Origin of the sequence: Acinetobacter uliginosus (genome assembly GCF_044130295.1) — a bacterium.
Lineage (GTDB): Bacteria > Pseudomonadota > Gammaproteobacteria > Pseudomonadales > Moraxellaceae > Acinetobacter.
This window is the reverse complement of the sequence record NZ_JBIQOC010000087.1, coordinates 1-18,481: the sequence shown is the minus strand read 5'-3', so window position 1 is coordinate 18,481 and position 18,481 is coordinate 1. Positions and strand designations below refer to the sequence as shown.

General features: G+C 37.1%; 18 protein-coding genes and 3 pseudogenes. 6 read left to right on the top strand and 15 right to left on the bottom strand.

Annotation, left to right across the window (positions count from 1 at the left end; all coding sequences use genetic code 11):
• Nucleotides 1-161 precede the first annotated feature (161 nt).
• Complete coding sequence (locus tag ACE01T_RS14600; protein WP_395519547.1) at nt 162-473, top strand: monooxygenase; 312 nt, start codon at nt 162-164, stop codon at nt 471-473.
• A 77-nt stretch (nt 474-550) separates the two neighbouring features.
• Here the strand turns inward: ACE01T_RS14600 and ACE01T_RS14595 are convergent, their stop codons facing one another.
• Nucleotides 551-784 (bottom strand): hypothetical protein, encoded by a 234-nt coding sequence (locus ACE01T_RS14595; protein ID WP_086195071.1) that lies wholly within the window; start codon nt 782-784, stop codon nt 551-553.
• Nucleotides 785-1,093: 309 nt separating this feature from the next.
• Here ACE01T_RS14595 and ACE01T_RS14590 point away from each other — a divergent pair, with 309 nt between their 5' ends.
• The gene (locus tag ACE01T_RS14590) at nt 1,094-1,282 is read left to right on the top strand and encodes a hypothetical protein (protein ID WP_180043111.1); all 189 of its coding nucleotides are present in this window, start codon (nt 1,094-1,096) and stop codon (nt 1,280-1,282) included.
• On the opposite strand, the gene ACE01T_RS14585 is transcribed toward ACE01T_RS14590, so the two are convergent.
• Together ACE01T_RS14585 and ACE01T_RS14580 are read right to left on the bottom strand one after the other, a co-directional pair.
• Entirely contained in the window at nt 1,279-1,920 is a 642-nt protein-coding gene (locus ACE01T_RS14585; RefSeq protein ID WP_180043112.1) for a LysE family transporter, read from the bottom strand. The genes ACE01T_RS14590 and ACE01T_RS14585 overlap by 4 nt on opposite strands.
• Before the next feature lie 145 nt (nt 1,921-2,065).
• The gene (locus tag ACE01T_RS14580) at nt 2,066-2,641 is read right to left on the bottom strand and encodes an FxsA family protein (protein ID WP_180043113.1); all 576 of its coding nucleotides are present in this window, start codon (nt 2,639-2,641) and stop codon (nt 2,066-2,068) included.
• Between the two features lie 122 nt (nt 2,642-2,763).
• Here ACE01T_RS14580 and ruvC point away from each other — a divergent pair, with 122 nt between their 5' ends.
• Nucleotides 2,764-3,309: a crossover junction endodeoxyribonuclease RuvC gene (ruvC, locus tag ACE01T_RS14575; RefSeq protein ID WP_086195067.1), complete on the top strand. Its 546-nt coding sequence runs from the start codon at nt 2,764-2,766 to the stop codon at nt 3,307-3,309.
• Between the two features lie 6 nt (nt 3,310-3,315).
• Here the strand turns inward: ruvC and ACE01T_RS14570 are convergent, their stop codons facing one another.
• The 3 genes from ACE01T_RS14570 to ACE01T_RS14560 form a co-directional block, all read right to left on the bottom strand.
• The gene (locus tag ACE01T_RS14570) at nt 3,316-3,642 is read right to left on the bottom strand and encodes a hypothetical protein (protein WP_180043114.1); all 327 of its coding nucleotides are present in this window, start codon (nt 3,640-3,642) and stop codon (nt 3,316-3,318) included.
• Nucleotides 3,643-3,703: 61 nt separating this feature from the next.
• Nucleotides 3,704-3,958: an acylphosphatase gene (locus tag ACE01T_RS14565; protein ID WP_180043115.1), complete on the bottom strand. Its 255-nt coding sequence runs from the start codon at nt 3,956-3,958 to the stop codon at nt 3,704-3,706.
• A 5-nt stretch (nt 3,959-3,963) separates the two neighbouring features.
• Nucleotides 3,964-5,442, bottom strand: a complete 1,479-nt coding sequence (locus tag ACE01T_RS14560) for an NAD(P)H-hydrate dehydratase (protein WP_180043116.1) — start codon at nt 5,440-5,442, stop codon at nt 3,964-3,966.
• 23 nt (nt 5,443-5,465) lie between these two features.
• Between ACE01T_RS14560 and queG the strand changes: the two genes are divergently transcribed.
• The gene (queG, locus tag ACE01T_RS14555; protein WP_180082415.1) at nt 5,466-6,578 is read left to right on the top strand and encodes a tRNA epoxyqueuosine(34) reductase QueG; all 1,113 of its coding nucleotides are present in this window, start codon (nt 5,466-5,468) and stop codon (nt 6,576-6,578) included.
• Nucleotides 6,579-6,863: 285 nt separating this feature from the next.
• Complete coding sequence (gene bioB, locus ACE01T_RS14550) at nt 6,864-7,853, top strand: biotin synthase BioB (protein ID WP_180174142.1); 990 nt, start codon at nt 6,864-6,866, stop codon at nt 7,851-7,853.
• A 42-nt stretch (nt 7,854-7,895) separates the two neighbouring features.
• Here bioB and ACE01T_RS14545 read toward each other — a convergent pair whose 3' ends face one another.
• Nucleotides 7,896-8,108 (bottom strand): hypothetical protein, encoded by a 213-nt coding sequence (locus ACE01T_RS14545; protein WP_180043118.1) that lies wholly within the window; start codon nt 8,106-8,108, stop codon nt 7,896-7,898.
• 877 nt (nt 8,109-8,985) lie between these two features.
• Here ACE01T_RS14545 and ACE01T_RS14540 point away from each other — a divergent pair.
• Nucleotides 8,986-10,233 carry a tyrosine-type recombinase/integrase gene (locus tag ACE01T_RS14540; RefSeq protein ID WP_180044259.1) on the top strand — a complete coding sequence of 416 codons (1,248 nt, stop codon included), beginning with the start codon at nt 8,986-8,988 and terminating at the stop codon, nt 10,231-10,233.
• A 202-nt stretch (nt 10,234-10,435) separates the two neighbouring features.
• On the opposite strand, the gene ACE01T_RS14535 is transcribed toward ACE01T_RS14540, so the two are convergent.
• The 8 genes and pseudogenes from ACE01T_RS14535 to ACE01T_RS14500 form a co-directional block, all read right to left on the bottom strand.
• The gene (locus ACE01T_RS14535) at nt 10,436-11,866 is read right to left on the bottom strand and encodes a VWA domain-containing protein (protein WP_395519546.1); all 1,431 of its coding nucleotides are present in this window, start codon (nt 11,864-11,866) and stop codon (nt 10,436-10,438) included.
• A 3-nt stretch (nt 11,867-11,869) separates the two neighbouring features.
• Entirely contained in the window at nt 11,870-12,430 is a 561-nt protein-coding gene (locus ACE01T_RS14530; RefSeq protein WP_395519545.1) for a hypothetical protein, read from the bottom strand.
• 118 nt (nt 12,431-12,548) lie between these two features.
• Nucleotides 12,549-12,794, bottom strand: a pseudogene (locus tag ACE01T_RS14525) (biotin/lipoyl-containing protein); the annotation flags it as partial.
• 186 nt (nt 12,795-12,980) lie between these two features.
• Nucleotides 12,981-13,826 (bottom strand): annotated as a pseudogene (locus ACE01T_RS14520) (AAA family ATPase); the annotation flags it as partial.
• Nucleotides 13,827-13,887: 61 nt separating this feature from the next.
• Entirely contained in the window at nt 13,888-16,020 is a 2,133-nt protein-coding gene (locus ACE01T_RS14515; RefSeq protein WP_395519544.1) for a dynamin family protein, read from the bottom strand.
• Between the two features lie 110 nt (nt 16,021-16,130).
• A complete protein-coding gene (locus tag ACE01T_RS14510; RefSeq protein ID WP_395519543.1) occupies nt 16,131-17,657 on the bottom strand; it encodes a hypothetical protein in 1,527 nt (508 codons plus the stop codon).
• Nucleotides 17,658-17,667: 10 nt separating this feature from the next.
• Complete coding sequence (locus ACE01T_RS14505) at nt 17,668-18,120, bottom strand: hypothetical protein (protein ID WP_395519542.1); 453 nt, start codon at nt 18,118-18,120, stop codon at nt 17,668-17,670.
• A gap of 261 nt (nt 18,121-18,381) precedes the next feature.
• Nucleotides 18,382-18,481: pseudogene (locus ACE01T_RS14500) on the bottom strand (IS5/IS1182 family transposase); the annotation flags it as partial.

The following is an 18,481-nucleotide window of genomic DNA, read 5'->3' as shown; positions in this document are numbered from 1 at the left end:
GATCCATTGAGAAGCCTTGTTTTATAACATTTTGTCTTGAGAACCAATATGTTACAAAAACAGGGCTTTTTTTCTACTCTTTTTTTATATCGAACTCAGGTTAATATAGCAAAGACTACAATGTTATGATCAATCATCGTTTTATGGCATAGGATAAAAATATGGCTGTTATTCTTCAAGTTGACTTCCCTTCTCAAGGTCCATTTGGCGAGGAAATGAGTCAGGCCTATCAACAACTTGCTGAAAGCATTAATCAGGAAGATGGCATCTTATGGAAAATATGGACAGAAAATAGTGCCACCAAGGAAGCGGGCGGTATCTATTTATTTGACAGCCAAGCGAATGCAGAAAAATACTTAAATATGCACACTGCACGTCTGCAAAGTTTTGGCATCAATAATATTCGTGGAAAAATTTTTGAAGTGAATCTGGCTCTGTCTACCATCAATCAGGCAGACTTTTTAAATCCATAAAATCTAAAAGTTACTCAACAAAAAAATCCTGACGGTCAAAAATCAGGATTTTTTTCAATCACTCAAACTGAATTCTGTTATTGTCTAGTACTAATCACTTCCAGTACAGAAGGTTGCAGAGGAACATCTTGATGATCCTGTAAATAAACATGGCTAATTTTAAAAAGAATAACGGCTGCCAGACAGGTTAAAATACACAAAATCCAGAAACCATAAGGACTTCTTATATTATGTGAACCGCAACTACTACATTCCTTTTCAGTCGATTCAACAACTTTGTTACAACAGGCACAATGATATTGATATAGCATAGCTATGCTCCTACTATTTTTGTTTTTATTTTCCATCTTTTAGCACTAATGGACCGGAGTTTCAATAAAATATTAAGCCAGTCTTTTTGAGAATACAAGCTTATTGATCTATAAGTAAAGTCACCCAAGTAAAAATAGTTCCAGCACAAATTCAAGATACTAATTTTTATAAAAAAATAAAAACCTCAAAATAAAGAGTCCCTATTTGAAACACAAAACATCACCCTTAAATCTGTATATTTTAATCTTCTCCCTAAAGGCTCGTATTTTGAGTAAAATAACCCTGAATAACTTGAAAGGGAGGATCTTATGGTTCAACTGATTAAAAAAGGCGGCTTACGCGAACGTGCCAACCGTAGTCGCAGCTATAAAGGCTCAGAAAATACAGAAACGACCTTAAAACCCAATCGCTATTCTCAAGGCGAAAAAAATGAGGAAGTACGCACTGCTACTCCCTCATCTACTCCTGCGACTGATGCTATCAGCAAAGAGTATTAAAATATGGCAAGTACGTCATACCATAACCAGATGGCGAACATCAGAAATAACCCACCCGAAATCACATCAATATAACTGCCAGAACTCTGATAGGCCGTTTTAATTTTTGGCCTAGACAAAATCAGCATGAGCAAAGTAAAGACCAAAAAAGTTTGGATTGGGATAATAATGGCCAGCTGTGTTTTTAAATGGGTCGATGCGGATGAACTTAAGGCCAAAGAAAAGACACTACTAAAATAAATCAGCGTTTTAGGGTTGGAGAGATTGGTCAACAATCCCGATAAAAAATAATTTTGCGCATCTGATGTTGCAACCTGCTGACCATCCGTCTCTATGCCGGTGTGCTGTTTAAGGGTTGTTAAACCGCCATTCAGCATGGCCCAGCCCATCCGTGCCAGAAATAGCCCACCGACCAGCATTAAAATCTGTTGTATCCATGGAAATTGTTTAACCAGCACAGTAAAGCCCAGCAAGGTCAACACCACCCAAACCAGAATGCCGACTGAAATACCCAGAATAATCTTTAATGTATTGGCTCTTGAGGTCGATGCCGAACTTCTGGCAATCAATAAAACATCAGGTCCCGGGCTAAGCTGTGCAACAAAATGCAGTGCACAAATGGTCAAAAGCAGTGACATAGAAATAGTGGAGATTTTTAAAAAACGTATTATATCGTTTGTTTAATCTTTTGCATGATTGCAGCTTTAAATAATTTAGATAAAAATTCAGAACATAAAAAAGCCGAAGCATGATGATTCGGCTTAAAAAATATCATTTTAAAAATTATTTTTTCACATCTTTCAATTCAATTTTTTTCGCTTCAGGTGTTACTTCACGTGCTTCACCATCAATGATGCTGGAATCGCGATGCTGTGAACCGCCTTGCTGCATGCCTTGCATTTGACGCATTAAATCCGCAAATGGGTTTTGACCTTGAGCATCACCGCTCATGCCATTCATGTTGCCCATCATGCCACCCATCATTTTATCCATCATGGCTTGCTGACGTTTGGCCATGGTTTTCATCATGACATTTTTAAAGGCATTCTGCACCCCTGGAATCAAAATTAACAATGCCAAAACATCGGTAATTAAACCTGGAATCAGCAGGAAAAAACCGGCCAGAATTTTAGGCAAATTATTGGTCAATGCAGGATCGCCACTCATTTGTCCCATTTGCATTTGCTGCATTTGTGGCATTAAACCCGCTGAATATTTACGAATCAGGTTCATCCCGATAAAGAAGGCAATCACAAACCAGAAAAATACGTACCACATGCTGCCGACGAGGTCACCCACGCCAATCCAGACAAAAACTTCCAGGATTAAGCCAACCAGTACAATAAGAAATAATTTCATAAAAATTAATCTAATCTCAACAAAATGAATAAGGTGTAGTCATTAACTGCTTAATCACTATCAAGCTTTTTTGCTACGCTTATGTAACAATATGGGCATTATTTTATTTTTAAAGGCTTTGCATGTCATTAATTATCGGTATTGACCCCGGTTCACGCTTAACAGGTTATGGCATTATCGAAAAAGATGGGCAAAAATTAACATTTGTAGATGCAGGAACCATTCGTACCGAAACCCCGGAAATGCCTGAACGCTTGAAACGGATTTTTGCAGGTGTGGAACGGATTGTTAAATTTCATGGCCCTACCGAAGCCGCAGTCGAACAGGTGTTTATGGCACAAAACCCGGACTCTGCTTTAAAGCTGGGACAAGCCCGTGGCGCAGCCATTGCTGCCTTGGTAAATCTGGATTTACAGGTAGCCGAATATACTGCCCGTCAAATCAAGCAGTCTGTGGTCGGTTATGGCGCAGCAGATAAAGAGCAGGTACAAATGATGGTGATGCGGATTTTAAATTTAAGCATCAAACCACAGCAGGATGCTGCCGATGCCCTGGCTGCTGCGATTTGTCATGCCCATGCTTCAGGCAGCATGAGTAAAATGGCGGTGCTGAATGCTTTAGGGGGTATGGCCCGTGGTCGTAGCCGTTACAGCGGTAGAAGACGTTAAGCATGTTTAAAGATAAGGTGCAAAATCCTGACGCATTTCCCGGATCGAGGGTTGCTTGCTATAGGTAAAAGTTATTCTCTGTCCAAAGTTCCTGATGTTCTTTTTTTGGTTTGGATCAATTCGAATCAAGATTCGTTCTTCGAACTGATCATGCCTATTGTGCTCACCGATAACAATCACACCATTTCTTTCAATAACTTTATATGGGCTAAATTCTTTTTGCACAATGTCTTTAAATGATCTGCTCGCCGTACCCGTATCAGCGCGCTGCGTATAAATGACGATGAATATACATACGATCACGACTATAGCCACTATCAGATATTTATCCATCTTTCCCTCTTAGATCATTATTCTGGTCAAGTTTCCATTTAATACAATATTTTAAAATCTTTCAGATTCGAATCTGGCTGGGCTGGTGTGTTTGAATAATTCGTGAAACTTCTGCCCGACTCGGTCCTAGCCAACTTCGTTGCAAAAGCTCCTGAATAGTCAGTTCATCACCGCCAACCATGGCCTCCACTTCACCAGTGGAGAGATTTTTCACATAACCTTTCAACTCTAATTCTTCAACCTGCTGTGCAAGCCCACGACGATAACCGACACCTTGAACCTTGCCCTGAATAATCAGTTTAACTGCCCTATTCATTGACCCTATCCTTGGTTCACCACATGATAAATTGCTGCATGCATATAATGGGCCTGTAAACCGCGTATGCCTTGCTCCGCCAGCCAATCCCCCGCCAAGGCATGCAAAGTTACAATTTCATGCAGCTGGATTTTCCCGGCAAATTGCGCCTTTAAACTGGCAGCCATACCCGCCAAGACATCGCCCATACCGCCAGTTCCCATACCGGCATTTCCGGCGGTACAAATCCACAGCTGATCTTGCAGAATTAAACTGCCTGAACCTTTCAGTACCCATTGTCCGGCATATTTTTCCTGAAGGGCATGTATCGCTGCGACTCGATCATTTTCAACATCTTTGACTGAACACCCCAACAATTTTGCTGCCTCACCCGAATGAGGTGTGGCATAACTATTTGCTTTTAATATGTCGGGATGCTCCGCTAAGAACCACAATGCATCGGCATCCAGCACCACATGTAAATGGTCAACTGAATTTAACTTCGGAAACCATTTAAAATAGTGCTGTTCTGACCATGCATCACGGCCAAGTCCCATGCCAAAACTGACGGCATCAACATGATCTAATAATTGCTGAATCTCGACTTTGGTCAAGACATTAATATCTCGCAGCATGATATTGGGTGAACGTGCCAAAATTGCAGTGTGATGTTTTTCATGACAGACAATGGTGACTTTGCCCGCCCCGGCACTAAACGCAGATTCAGCCGCCATCATTACTGCACCACCCATATTTTCATGGCCACCAACGACCAACACATGACCATAACTACCTTTATGACCAAAAGCTTGGCGTTGCGGTAAATGAATACTCTGCGATGAAAGCTGGGCAATGGGCTTTAATTCAGCATCGGTAGGAATCAGGGAAATCACCTCCACCTGTCCGGCAAACTCTTTGCCTTGTCCGGTAAAGAGTCCAGCTTTCAAGCCCAAAGCTGTATAGGTATAATCTGCCTTAATGGCGCAGGGTAAGGGCTGACCACTATTTGCTTGTAAGCCGCTTGGAATATCAATGGCGATTTTCAGGCCTGTTTCAGCATTGATACTTTGAATGATCTGTTGCCAGTCTGCCCCCAGTTCCCGGTTTAAGCCGATGCCAAATAGTGCATCAATATAACCATCATATTTTTTTTGAAATGCAAACCCTGCATAAATGTTGATTTCAGTACTTACTGCCTCCTGATAGGCAGTGTTCAAATCTTTGGATGCACCCAATTCAGCAGCATAAATATCTACATCAAAACCATATTGTTTTAAATATTTAGCCGTCAGATAACCATCTCCGGCATTATTGCCCTGTCCACAGCAGACCGCAATATTTCGGATATTTTGTCGCTGAAAAATGGGAACTAAGCGCTGCGCAATCATCCAGGCCACTTGCTGCATTAAGCCATAAGAACTGTTTTGCTTGGCAAACCAGCGTTGCTCCCAAGCTTGAATACTTTGGCTATGATAAACAGGGCTATGGTAAACTTGCTGAGGCATTGTTCTTCCTTTTTTATATCATTATGGCTTCATCCGCAGCATCACAAAAAATTCCTTTAGATCAAACCGATCCTGAAGCGCTGAAAGCGTGGATTAAAGCACAGGCGTTGCAATTAGGTTTTAGTGATTGTGTCATTGCCAAACCGGATGCTCAAGAAGAATTACCACGTTTTCAAGAATATTTGAAACGTGGCTACCATGGCGACATGAAATTTCTAGAAGAAAACCTGGAAAAACGGGCTGATCCGACTTTACTAGTGCCGGGGACCAAAAGCATTATCTGTGTCCGGATGAACTACTTGGTGGAAACACCCAAGCCACGTTATGTCCCGGATGAACCAAATGCCGCCATCATTGCACGTTATGCGCGTGGTCGAGATTATCATAAAACCATGCGTGGCCGTCTCAAAACATTAGCCAGCAAAATTCGGGAAAAAGTGGGAGATTTTGAATCTCGTCCCTTTGCCGACTCTGCTCCCATCTTTGAAAAATCTTTGGCTGAAAATGCCGGCATGGGCTGGACCGGAAAACACACCTTACTGATCCATAAAAAATCAGGTTCATTTTTTGTTTTAGGTGAATTGTTCACCTCGCTGGATTTGCCTTTTGATGCTCCAGCCAGCAAACACTGTGGCTCGTGTACAGCGTGTATTGATATTTGCCCAACCCAAGCCATTGTTGAACCCTATATGCTCGATGCACGTAAATGTATTGCCTATTTGACCATTGAATATCAAGGCATTATTCCTGAAGAATTACGCCGTGGCATCGGTAACCGCGTGTTTGGCTGTGATGATTGCCAGCTGATCTGTCCCTGGAACAGCTTTGCCAAGAAAGCCACTATTGAAGATTTTAATCCGCGACATGGTTTAGATCAGGTGAGTTTACTGGACTTATGGCATTGGGATGAACAGACTTTTTTAGCCCATACCGAAGGCAGCCCACTACGGCGCACTGGTTACCAAAGCTTTATGCGTAATATTGCCATTGGTTTGGGCAATGCACCTTTTTCCACAGAAATTATGGAAACTTTAAAGCAAACTCGCGACCAGCATGATGAGATTGTGCAAGTCCATATTGACTGGGCAATTCAAGAACATCTGGCCAAATCCAGTTCCATACTGAGCCAAAATTAACAGCTATTGCTCCAGTTTTTTAATTTCAAGATACTGACAAAGTTTTACCTTAATAAAAAACATAAACTCCAGATCAGGACAAAATTATAAAAACAATAAAAAAACTTTGCAGTGATATTTATAGTAAATAGCTTCAATTTGCTACTAAATATACAATCTTACAATTACTATAAACTTTAAAAATCAATCGTTAGATGCTATTAAATTTGGTCGTTTATGCCTTTGGATTTGGCATAAATTATGTATGATAAAAGTAATAATGAAGATATTTATGGAATTTCACTAATGAATGTACGTAATGACTGGACACGAGAAGAAATTCAGGATTTATATAACCAGCCTTTTTTAGATCTGGTTTTTGAAGCACAGCGCATTCATCGTGAACATTTTGCTGCAAATACCATTCAGGTCAGTACACTACTTTCGATCAAAACAGGTAAATGCCCGGAAGACTGTAAGTATTGTTCACAATCGGCGCATTATGATTCGAAACTTGAAGCCGAAAAACGTATTGCCGTGGATAAAGTGATTCAGGAAGCCAAAGAAGCGCTTGCTTCTGGTTCATCTCGTTTCTGCATGGGTGCAGCATGGCGTAATCCACATGAACGCGATATGCCTTATGTACTGGAAATGGTACGGGAAGTAAAATCCTTGGGTCTGGAAACCTGCATGACTTTAGGCATGCTCAACCAGTCGCAAGCAGAACGTTTAAAAGATGCAGGGCTAGACTATTACAACCACAATCTAGATACCTCACGTGAATATTATTCCAATGTGATCAGTACCCGTACCTTTGATGACCGCTTAAATACTCTGGATTTTGTCCGTCAAGCTGGCATGAAAGTGTGTAGTGGCGGAATTGTCGGTTTGGGTGAAAGCAGCCAGGACCGTATTGGTTTATTGCATGAGTTAGCGACTTTAGCGATTCATCCTGAATCAGTACCCATCAATATGCTAGTGCCAATTGAAGGTACGCCACTGGCTGATGTGGAAAAACTAGATGTGACTGAATGGATTCGTACCATTGCAGTTGCCCGGATTATTATGCCTAAAAGCTATATTCGCCTGTCTGCAGGGCGAGAGTCTTTGTCCGATTCTGATCAGGCACTGGCTTTTATGGCAGGTGCCAACTCGCTTTTCTCAGGTGAGAAACTCTTGACCACACCGAATGCCGGTGAAGGTAAGGACAGACAGTTATTTAACAAGTTAGGTTTAATCGCAGAAAAAGCCAAACCAACAGTCAAAGAACTCTCTGTAGATGCAATGGCTAGTTAAACTGAGCAAATTCTAAAAAAGCCCTTTTAGGGCTTTTTTTATTTAACCCGAGGTAATTAACATGCCATAACGTGTATTTAAATAATTTCCCCGACGAATGATATCTGCTCCATTGGCATGGTAAACCACCAACTCCTGAGTAAAAGTGTCATGACTGAACGAATCAAAACAATCCTGATGATGACTTAACCAAACCAAAGTGTCTGCTAATTGATCAGTGACAATATAAGTATCTGCAGTAAAATCAATGCTCATAACTACAATTTTAAATAGGTCTAAATTGGTAGTTTAATCTTTTTTTCAATTGTTTCTAAGAACTAAAAAGTGAGCCCGAAGCTCACTTTGTAATGATCCCCATAGTTTCATTTAAAGCGGTTTATTGATGCCACACTTTCTGCATTCTTTATGTTCTCCGATCTCTTCCATATGCTCATACTCATACACATGTAAGCAAAATAATTTCATAAGTAATTGAAGCATTTTCTAAACTCCATCATTGTTTATTTTTTAAGTTCAGCTTCTATAATCTGATATTTCATCCTGAAACACCAAAGTGATCAAAAAAAGATCACGGTTATTTATTAACATATTTTTATGATAATTCAAATAACTTAACTCTAATTTTTAAGAAAATTACAAAATAAAATTCACTTAAGTGCTAAAGAGACGAGACTATCCTCAAAGGCAAGAAATTTTAATCAATCAATAATTTTAGTTTCTAGAAAAACCTTAATAAAGCAATATAAAACAATAGGTTATTAAAAATAAAGACTATAATATGAATATGTAATTTTTGACTATCTAAGAAATAAAAGCTTCTTAATGAGACTTTTTTATTGCCTACCCTGCTTACACCATTTATTTTTGATTGCTTACATAGGATTTAGAATTAAAAAAGCACTCAAGAGAATTACTCTTAAGTGCTTGATTTATTTGGTGGGCCCAGACAGACTTGAACTGTCGACCAACGGATTATGAGTCCGTTCATGTTTAATCAAAATATCAACAAGATATTAAAATAAAATACATATTATCATATACTTATTAATTTCACAAAGTTTACTATTCACTCTTTTTGTTGATTAATATATATTGATTTTTAGTACTATTTGCTTACCAGATGCTTACTAGAATGAAATTCACAAAACCAGCTATAGACAAAATTAATTGTACAGATAAGACTAAACCAACTTTTTTTTGGGATGAAAGAACACCTGGATTCGGCGTCAAAGTTACACCTAAAAATAATAAAAGCTACATTTTCCAGGGTCGTATTGGACTACAAAATCGCCGTATCAAAATTGGCGATGTCGATACATGGAAATTAGATGACGCTCGTAAGTATGCACAAGAATTGGCTATTATGTGTCACAAAGGGATTGACCCATTGATCGAGCGTAAGAAAGCTTTAGCTGATAATAAAGAACTGCTAAAACAAGAAAAACGCAAGACGATTAAATTTAAAGATGTATGGTTTGAATATTTAAAAGCAAGACAACCTAATTGGCGACCAAGAAGTTATCAGGACCACATCGAATTATCTAGAGGTGGTTACGATCCTGAAAAAAATAGTGTTTATACCAGTCAACCCATTTTTCAACTGTTTGAGTACAAACTTTCTGAATTAACTGCAGATGTATTTTGCGATTGGCTTGATCACAATGACTTCCGTCCAACAACATCAGCTAAAGCATACAGACTTACACGAGCTTTCCTGAATTGGTGTGAGGAACACGAGGATTATGAAAACTTAGTGCCTCCAAAATCATATAACTCAAAAAAAGTTAAAGATAAAGTCCCTTCCCCCAAAGCCAAAAATGATTGTTTGATGAAACAGCATCTAAAACCATGGTTTGAAGAGGTAAATAAGTTAACTAGTAGAAAAATAGCGATTTTTTTGATATGTAGTTTAATCACTGGTTGCAGAAAGAATGAGCTGCTTTCATTAAAATGGACAGATGTCGATTTTCGTTGGAAAACAGCAAAAGTCAGAGATAAAATTGAAGATGAAGGTCGCCTAATCCCTCTGACTGCATATGTTGAAAGCTTATTATTAGAACTAAAGAAAAATTCTGATTCTAAATTCATATTTAGCAGTAAGGACGCTGCATGTGGACATATTGTTAATCCCTACGATAGCTTAGAGAAAATATGTAAAAAACTAAATATTGGACTTACTCCCCATGGATTGAGAAGGTCATATAAAACATTAGCTATATGGGCAAAAATCAATGAAGGATCTTTAGCACAAATATCAGGTCATAAACCAAGTGCATTAGTTGAAAGACACTATATCGTACGACCTATGGATATGCTACGAGAAACACTGCAAGAATATGAGGATTGGATTTTGCAACAAGTGCGAAATGGCATTAATTGAAATACCCCCATTTGAGAGCTTGTAAATAATTTTGTGTAATTGCTTTTCATAAATTAAAGGTGATTGCTTAGGCGGTCACCGAATTCAATAATAAATCGGCTCATAGCTAAACGCCAGTCTCGAATCGGCACATTCCACAATGATATTCCATCTTAAACTTTACAATTAACATCATCAAAATAATTTACGATTAATCCTGTGTTCATTTTTTAATTTTATCCCAGTTTTTAAAGCTATAAGTATTTTTGCATAACTGTTTTAACCCTTGCCCATTGCCACCAACTTGTACCCCATGGAAACGAGTACCCTTTTCCGCAGAAGATTGTACAATCTGTTCAATATGAGAAGAAGCTGTCCATTCACCATCACTAACGATCATCACATCGGCTTTTTTCCATTGTTCTTCTTCTAATCGTTTAACAGCATACTCAACGGTTTCAATGTCATTCCCACCACCAAAAGAATAGCCCAAAAACTCTAGTAATTTTTGAATACCATCTTGAGTAAACTTTAAATCATGCTCAATTCTTTGTCCTTGCCCGCCAAATGCATATAAGTAACATGCTCTCTTTTCCGCATGTGCGGTTTTTGCAGCTTGTAATGTTAATGCTTTCGCAATGATTTCTGGTGTGCCACTCATCGAACCAGACGTATCAATCACAATCAACATAGGACCACGATCAAAACGAGGACGTGGCTTTTTCACTTCTTGTTGTTCAGCAATATCTACCCAAGTTTTTTCAATTTCTACACCTTGAACTTTGTAGCTTAATAAAGCCTGTTCATACCGTTTTGCATGCCATAACATTTTTAACTTTGGGTGACCTAGAAATAATGCTTCCTGTGGAAGCATGCGGCTTATACTGCCACTACGCTCAATCCCAGACATTTCTTCTGGGATATAACCCACCATCTTCTCTTGAATTTCTTCTACAATACGGGAAATATTTTCAAAAAAACTTTCCAACTCTTCTTCATTTTCAATACTTTCCTGAAGCCGTCCCAAAGCATTTACGATTTTTTTAAATTCATCAATACGCTGTAATAGTCCTTGCAGTCTTTCAATATGCTTCCAATGTTGATGTTTAAGAATGCCTTTAGTGATATCCACATCACGCCCAAGCATTTGACTTAAATCACCGAATATACTGTTTAGCTGTTTCCATGCCTCTAATCGTTCATGCCATGAGTTATGAATAACCAATTCACCTGAATATTTAAAGTCGAAATCTTGTTCTACTTCAGAAGACTCAAATGGTTCATTGCTTTGTTTCGCATTCGCAATTTTATCCTGCAGCCATTTTTGCATTTTTTCTTGATATTCAGATTGAATCACTTGCCATTGCAATATGACATGTTTTAAGAACTCAATCGTCAGCTCATGCTGATCTTTCAAAAAAAGGGCAATTCCTGACTGCACAATTTGCTGCTGTACGACATCGGAAATATGCTTTGGTAGCCACTCAGGTACTGGAGGAATTTCTCCCACAATAAAATATTTGTACCATCGCTGCATGGTCTCACTGCGCTGTTCAAGTGTGCCTACAGTTGAACAAATCACTTCTTCAAAAAGTTCAGAAGGACAATCATCTAAGAATGAGTATTGATCTTCTAAATAATCAGCAGAGACCATATTTTATCCTTGATGAAACTCATATGTGAATTTCAAAGCCAGCATACGATTTTCAACGCCCTGGACCTGTGTAAGACTATCTTTTAATGTGTCTAGCACAGGTTCAATAAACTCATGATCAATCCATAAATGTCCTTCTCCCTGACTTTCAAGCTCTTTCAGGTTTTTTGTGAGTTGGAGTTTAACTAGACTAATACGCTCAAGATGTTTTTCGACTTCACTAATTTTTTGGTTGAACCATTCTGAACTTTTTCCATCCAAATCCTCTTTCTTTTGACCTGCCTGATTAAAATATTGCATTGCAATATATGTATCAAACCTTTCAGGATACTGACTATTTTTTGTAATATAGGCATGGACTATTGCATTGAAGATTTCGTCATCACTCGGTTTCAGATTTTTATTCATTGCATTAATAAAATCTTGAAGCTGTTGTAATACATGCTCTGTATGAGTCTCAGTCTTGTAATATGTTGCTAATCTTTTTGCTACAGTTCCTGTTTTTCCACTAAATTTCATCCAAACAGCGTCATCTAAAGCAGAATTATTAACTGCTGAATTCACACTAGTACCCACTGAAGTCCAAAATCCCATCTTTGACTCTACCTATTTACTTTTCAATTTGTGCTTTAAATAAATCTGCCATAGTTTGAATCTTAGAAGTAGCTAGATTATCACCTTGAGCAATCGCTTGCTTTTTTAATTCAAGTACCGCAATTCTCTCTTTGGATAGCACTGTCTCACCTTCATCTTTTATCACAGCATAAAAAACACCATCACTCGGTGCTACAATCTCCAAAACCACCTTGTCTGTTTCAATATCACAGAGAACTTGATCTCTTTCTACTCTATCTCCTACCTCTACATGCCATGTCGAAATTGTCCCATCATCAACTCCCTCAGGGAAAGTAGGTGCTTTAATTTCAATTAAACTACTGCTTATATTTGTATCTTTATGAATAGATGTATTAATAGCACCTTCTTTCTTTATTTTTACACTAGATTTAGGCAAATTTTTAGCTTCTTTTTCTAACACGTCAACAACGGTCAGTAAATTTTGCAGATTAACCACCAATTTGCCACAATACTGCTCATACATTCCTGCTACCAATTCAATCTGTTCAGGCTTTTCCCAAAGACAATGTTGAACTAACCAACAATCCCATATTGTGACCTGACTTTGACCATTGGTATATGCTGAAACTTGTAGCATTCCAACAATTTTACGCCAGCGACGATCAGAAACCTGAATCTGATTTTCTGCACACCATTTACGCAGTTCCATTAAAAACTGTAGAACTTCAGCAGATAATTCAGTTTTTTTAGCGTGTTGTTGAATGTATTTGAGCTCGTCATATGACAACTGCTCAACAGACAGCTCATGCTCGGTGGATTGCATCGTCAACAACTGTTTAAATCCTGATTTACTTACAGGTTCAACATACTGCCGAAATAAAAACCGGTCATATAACGCACTGAGGTTACCATCTTCAGGTAGCTCATTGCTTGCGCCAATAACTGAAATCAATGGCACCTTTTCTCGGATCACGCCATTATCGAATTCACGTTCATTCAATAGAGTTAAAAGTGCATTTAAAATCGCACTGTTGGCTTTGAAAATTTCATCCAAAAATGCAATTGAGGCTTGTGGTAAATAACCTTTCGTCAGACGGGTATATTGATCCTGCTCCAAAGCCTGAATCGATAACGGTCCAAAGAGCTCCTCAGGCACTGAAAATTTAGTCAGGAGCCGTTCAAAATATGGTGTATCCTGAAAAACCAAGTGAAGACGACGTGAAACTAAGCTCTTCCCTGTACCAGGTGGGCCGATTAGCAAAATATGTTCACCTGCTAGAGTTGCAAGCAGTGTCAACTTAATCGTTTGTTCTCGTTCAACCAAACCTTGGGTAAGCTGGCTTTGAATCCGCTGAATTTTTTTAAATAATTCTGATGTATTCATTCAATATACTATCCATCATGGAATTAAAAGGAAGAACAAGCAATGTTCTTCCTGAGTCAAATTAGGCAATTTTTTTTGTTAAGGCTTCATCAGATATAAGAGCTTTTAAGGCTTCATATTCTTGTATAGATTTCTGCTTCTCGGCAAAGTCTCGCTTAATCTGTGAGAGCTCATTTTCTAAGCCCTGTGTTAATTTTTGCGCCAACAAATTCTGTGTATCAGTTAAATTGAATTCAATTTGTTTTGCTGATGCTTTGAATTGATCGTTTAGTAATTTAAAAACTTCCTGCAAAGATTGGTTCAACGCTTGCTTCAACTTCTGCATATCACTGCTAGATTTGATTTGACCACTGAAGTTTTGGCTGATTTTACGGCTTGGATCACCAATTTCTAAATTAAGCTCTGGCAGATTCAACTGACGAATGACTGCATCCAATACATTTTTAAACTGAGTGGCATCAAAATCTGCTTGCGCAGTATTTAATTCATTCACTAAAGCACGGCGTAAATTCAGTTTTAATTGATTTGGACGAATTAAATCATTGAAATGATATTGGATATCAACCTTACAGTTTCTAGCATATTGTGCGATTTGCTCTACAGCGTCCGATGCGGATAAGTATTCATAATTCGTTGTATACGTACGATATCGCGTTTCAGAACTTCCCCAACTAAATGGGTTATACCATTTTGATGTGCTGACCTCATAAGCTTCTTCATGTGTTTCTAAACCTGTATGCGTGGTCAGCTGAGTATATTGTTGTATTGATTTTTGCAAATCGACAGAAATGTCATTGATTGCTTTTCGAATTGCAGTTAATTCTGTACCAATATGCTGTTCGAGTTTAGAAGAAATACCATGAATACGTTGTTCAAGCTGCTTTTCTAATTCCGTGAGCTTAGAGATATCCTGTGTGTTTAAACCAGTTATACGGCTTTCAACTGCTTCTTTTAAATAGCTTATCGCCTCATCAAGCTTTTCTTGTGCTTTAGGCAATAAACTTTGTTTTTTAGACTCCAAAATTTGATTTTTTTCTACTCTAGCAATCTGGTATTTATCTCGCAGGGCATCAAAGTTGGCAATGCGTTGCCAATCTTGCTGTGTAAATTGGTATTCATCCCAATCATTTTCAGCCATTTCTTTTAATTCAGTATGCACATGCTGCATCGTTGCATCCCACTTAGAAACATCCCACGTAGCAAAACCATGTGCAAAAGTACTCGAAACAATTGGCTTCACTAGATTTTCTAGAAGATCAGCTAAATGTTCGTGACCCGCTTTTCTCTTTTTATCAGCTAAATCACCTAATTCTTTTACTGCACGTTTGTTTAAACGATTTTGCAAATTTGTCTCACATTCACTTAAGCTCTCTCTATTAAAGCCATCATCCAAAATTGCAGAATCATATTGCCCTGCAATCAAATACAAACGTTCTACACCGCCTTGAGGTAATTGATCTGTTAATAAATGAATATCAGATTGATCTAGGAACTGACTTGCTCGTGATAAAAAGAATACAACATCACAACGTGCCATCTCTTCTTTAGTTTTTTGGGTACGACTGATCACAGGATCATTCATTCCGGGTGTATCAATAATATCAAAACCTTTCAACTCATCATTTGGCAAATATAATCGGGTCATTTTTACTAAAGCTGTATATTGACCATTATTACCTGTGTATTGATTTAAAGTATTAACAAGATCATCAATAAAGCTACTTTCAATCCTTTTCGTTTGTTGTTCTAAGACTTCTTGTACATTGATTTGAGCCGTACTCACCATTTCTACTAACTCTTGGGCCACCTTAACAGCTTCAGATTCATCTTTTTCTTGTGCTAGTTTTTCTATTTCATCCCATTCTTCTTTTGAATAATATTCAATCTCTAAAGCTGGGATTTCACCATAACTAATGCGTGTAAGATTTGCAGTTTTAGGGGTGGCCGCTGTAGGCAAAACAGGCTTTCCATCAAATAATAAAGCATTCAAAAAACTGCTTTTACCAGCTTTCACTTGTCCCATAATTGCAATATTAAGGGTTTGCTGTTCTTGTTCAAAACGTTCAATATCAACTTCAAGGGCTTCTTTCAACCGTAAAATATTTGAAATTTCGTTGTTGTTAAAGCGCTTATCCCAGACCTGGAGGTCATGACATAAATCTGAAAGTTGTTCAAAGTGTTGTTGAATAGACATACCCTGCTCTTTTAATATCAAATATTTATAAGCAGATTGTAGCTGATTTTTATTAAAAAATGACCTAGACAAAAGGTGACTAGGTCATAGTTTGACGCACTATTTATTTACTACCATAGAGTTTCATTTTTTGGTAAATCTGACAATTGAGATTCAAGGGTGTTTATATGCAGTGGATCAAATTTAAAATTAGGTAAATATTTGAATCCACTTTCTAATTCTTTATTTAGCACTATAAATTCACAAGGCTTTGTTTCATGATCCTGATCATAATAATCTTTAAGCCCTAAAATACTATCAATAAACTTACATTTATCAAATGTTCTTCCACTAGAATAACATGCCATAAATAAATTAGAATTTTCAAATGTACAGCTTTTCATTAGTTGAATAAAATCACCTGATCCATAACGTTCTCTATTTTCAATTAGAATACCACTGCCATTGAAGCTAACTTCATTTAATTTTTTTAAGGATGTTGAGCTTTGATAAAGGCTAGATAAACAATTTTTGAAGTGAACTTCCTCCAAAGAATCCTGATACAAGTCAGATGTATATATTCCACCCGAAACCAATGCTTTACAATTAAAAATATCGGTATTTCTGACCTTAAAATTAATATTCTTGAAGAAAATTGCACCACCTACTAATTTTTCATTACCACATTTATCAAACCTACACTTTTCAATAAATAATTTCTTTTTATTTTTAAGTCCAGCTCTTAAAAAGAACATAAAATTGTCTTTATCAATTACAGATAAAGTTTGAGAATTATGTGTCTCGAAATAACATTTTTTTATTTCACAAAAAGAATTATCATCCTCAAATTCATTAATTTTCAATACTGTTAATTTTCTTTCAGAGTCATAATGACCAATAATTTTACATGCATTAATTTTCAAATGATCCACTTTAAAGAAGTGGAATAATCCGTTTTCAAAATTAGACTTGATAAATTCTACTTTTACTCCTTCCTTAAAATTTAAGGTCGAGTTATTTTCAAAATATAAATTTGCATTATTGATCTGACAATTAAAGTTAATATCAAGATTTTGTCTTACAGTCCAAAATCCTTGCGAAATACCTTCTTTCAGCTTTTCTATTGTCAGTTCCTGAAGCAGATATTCCTTCCATAAATTGGCATTATTTAAGCTAAATGTAGACTGAATTTTATAGTTATGTTTGATCCCAAATACTTGGCAAACTACATAAAGAATTTGAGTTAAATCATTTTCTTTTAATTGAAGTAAACTTATCCATTCATTGAGCAAAATATTTTTCTGATCATTGAGTGGTGCATCCAGTCTTAAGAAAATAAAAGCATCTATCAAAAATGAGTTAACTAAATTCTTTGCATAGCACAGTTGTATAAATTCTTTAATTTGATCTTTAGAAATATTTTGTGCTAGATTAAAAATCTTACCCTGTTGATGTTGTGTCTTACATGCGTGTAAATAGAGCTGAAATAAACGTGTTCTAGATTCTGTAAGATCATCCAATAATACAAAAGAACTAATCATGGTGAGATAAAGTTCTTTTTCTTGTTCATTAAGTTGTTCTGCAATGAAATGATCATTCAAAGGTTGCAAATCTAATTTGGCTAAATCTAACTGTTGCAAATACGTATTCAAATTCATTTCTATTTCCTTAAGCCATTAAATTGGACCAAATTGGCTGAGTATTTTTTGGTGTTTGACGTAATAATTTCTGAGTATTTGGGATTGGCACATCAATAGAAAGTAACTCCCACTTTGAATGTTGTTGAGTGAGGTACATAGCCTGTTCTACTAAAATTTCTTTTAGTATAGGTACTACATCCACATGTCTAACTTCAATTAATTCAATTTCATCAGGCTCTGGCAAAGGTATACCAACTTTTTTTCCAATACAGTTTAATTGGTCAAAAAATTGCTTTTGCAGAATTGTTAAGGTTTCTTTTGAGCATGAGACTTGTCTGAATTTTTCCTGAATCATAAATTTGAGTGAATCAACATCGTTAAGTATTTCAGGAATATCTGAAAGCGTTGCGATACGATTAATTCGGTTAATTTGCATCTGTGCTAGACGAAATTGTTCATCTAAATAACGATCGTATTGCAAAAACAGCTTTTTAAAATGTTGTGCAAATAATACAGGACGTTTTACTTCATTCCATTCACCTAAAAGATTTTCAACCTGATCTAGAGGATATTCTTTTCTTTTACGGGCAGAACTGAATATGACATCAAGAACCTCAATACCTCTTTTCTGCGTCAGTTCTAAAATCAGTTTTTTGATTGATGCTAAATCTTCTTTTGGTTTTAAATCTGCTCTACTAAGAATAATCAGTTTAGGGATCGATGGATTAAGTTCACTCAGAACCTATCCAGAATATTTTCTATGCAAAAGTAGCCTTAAAAAGGCTAAATTAATGAACTGAAGGCTCGTATTTAGATGCTTTTCACAGTTTTTCCAGAGCCTT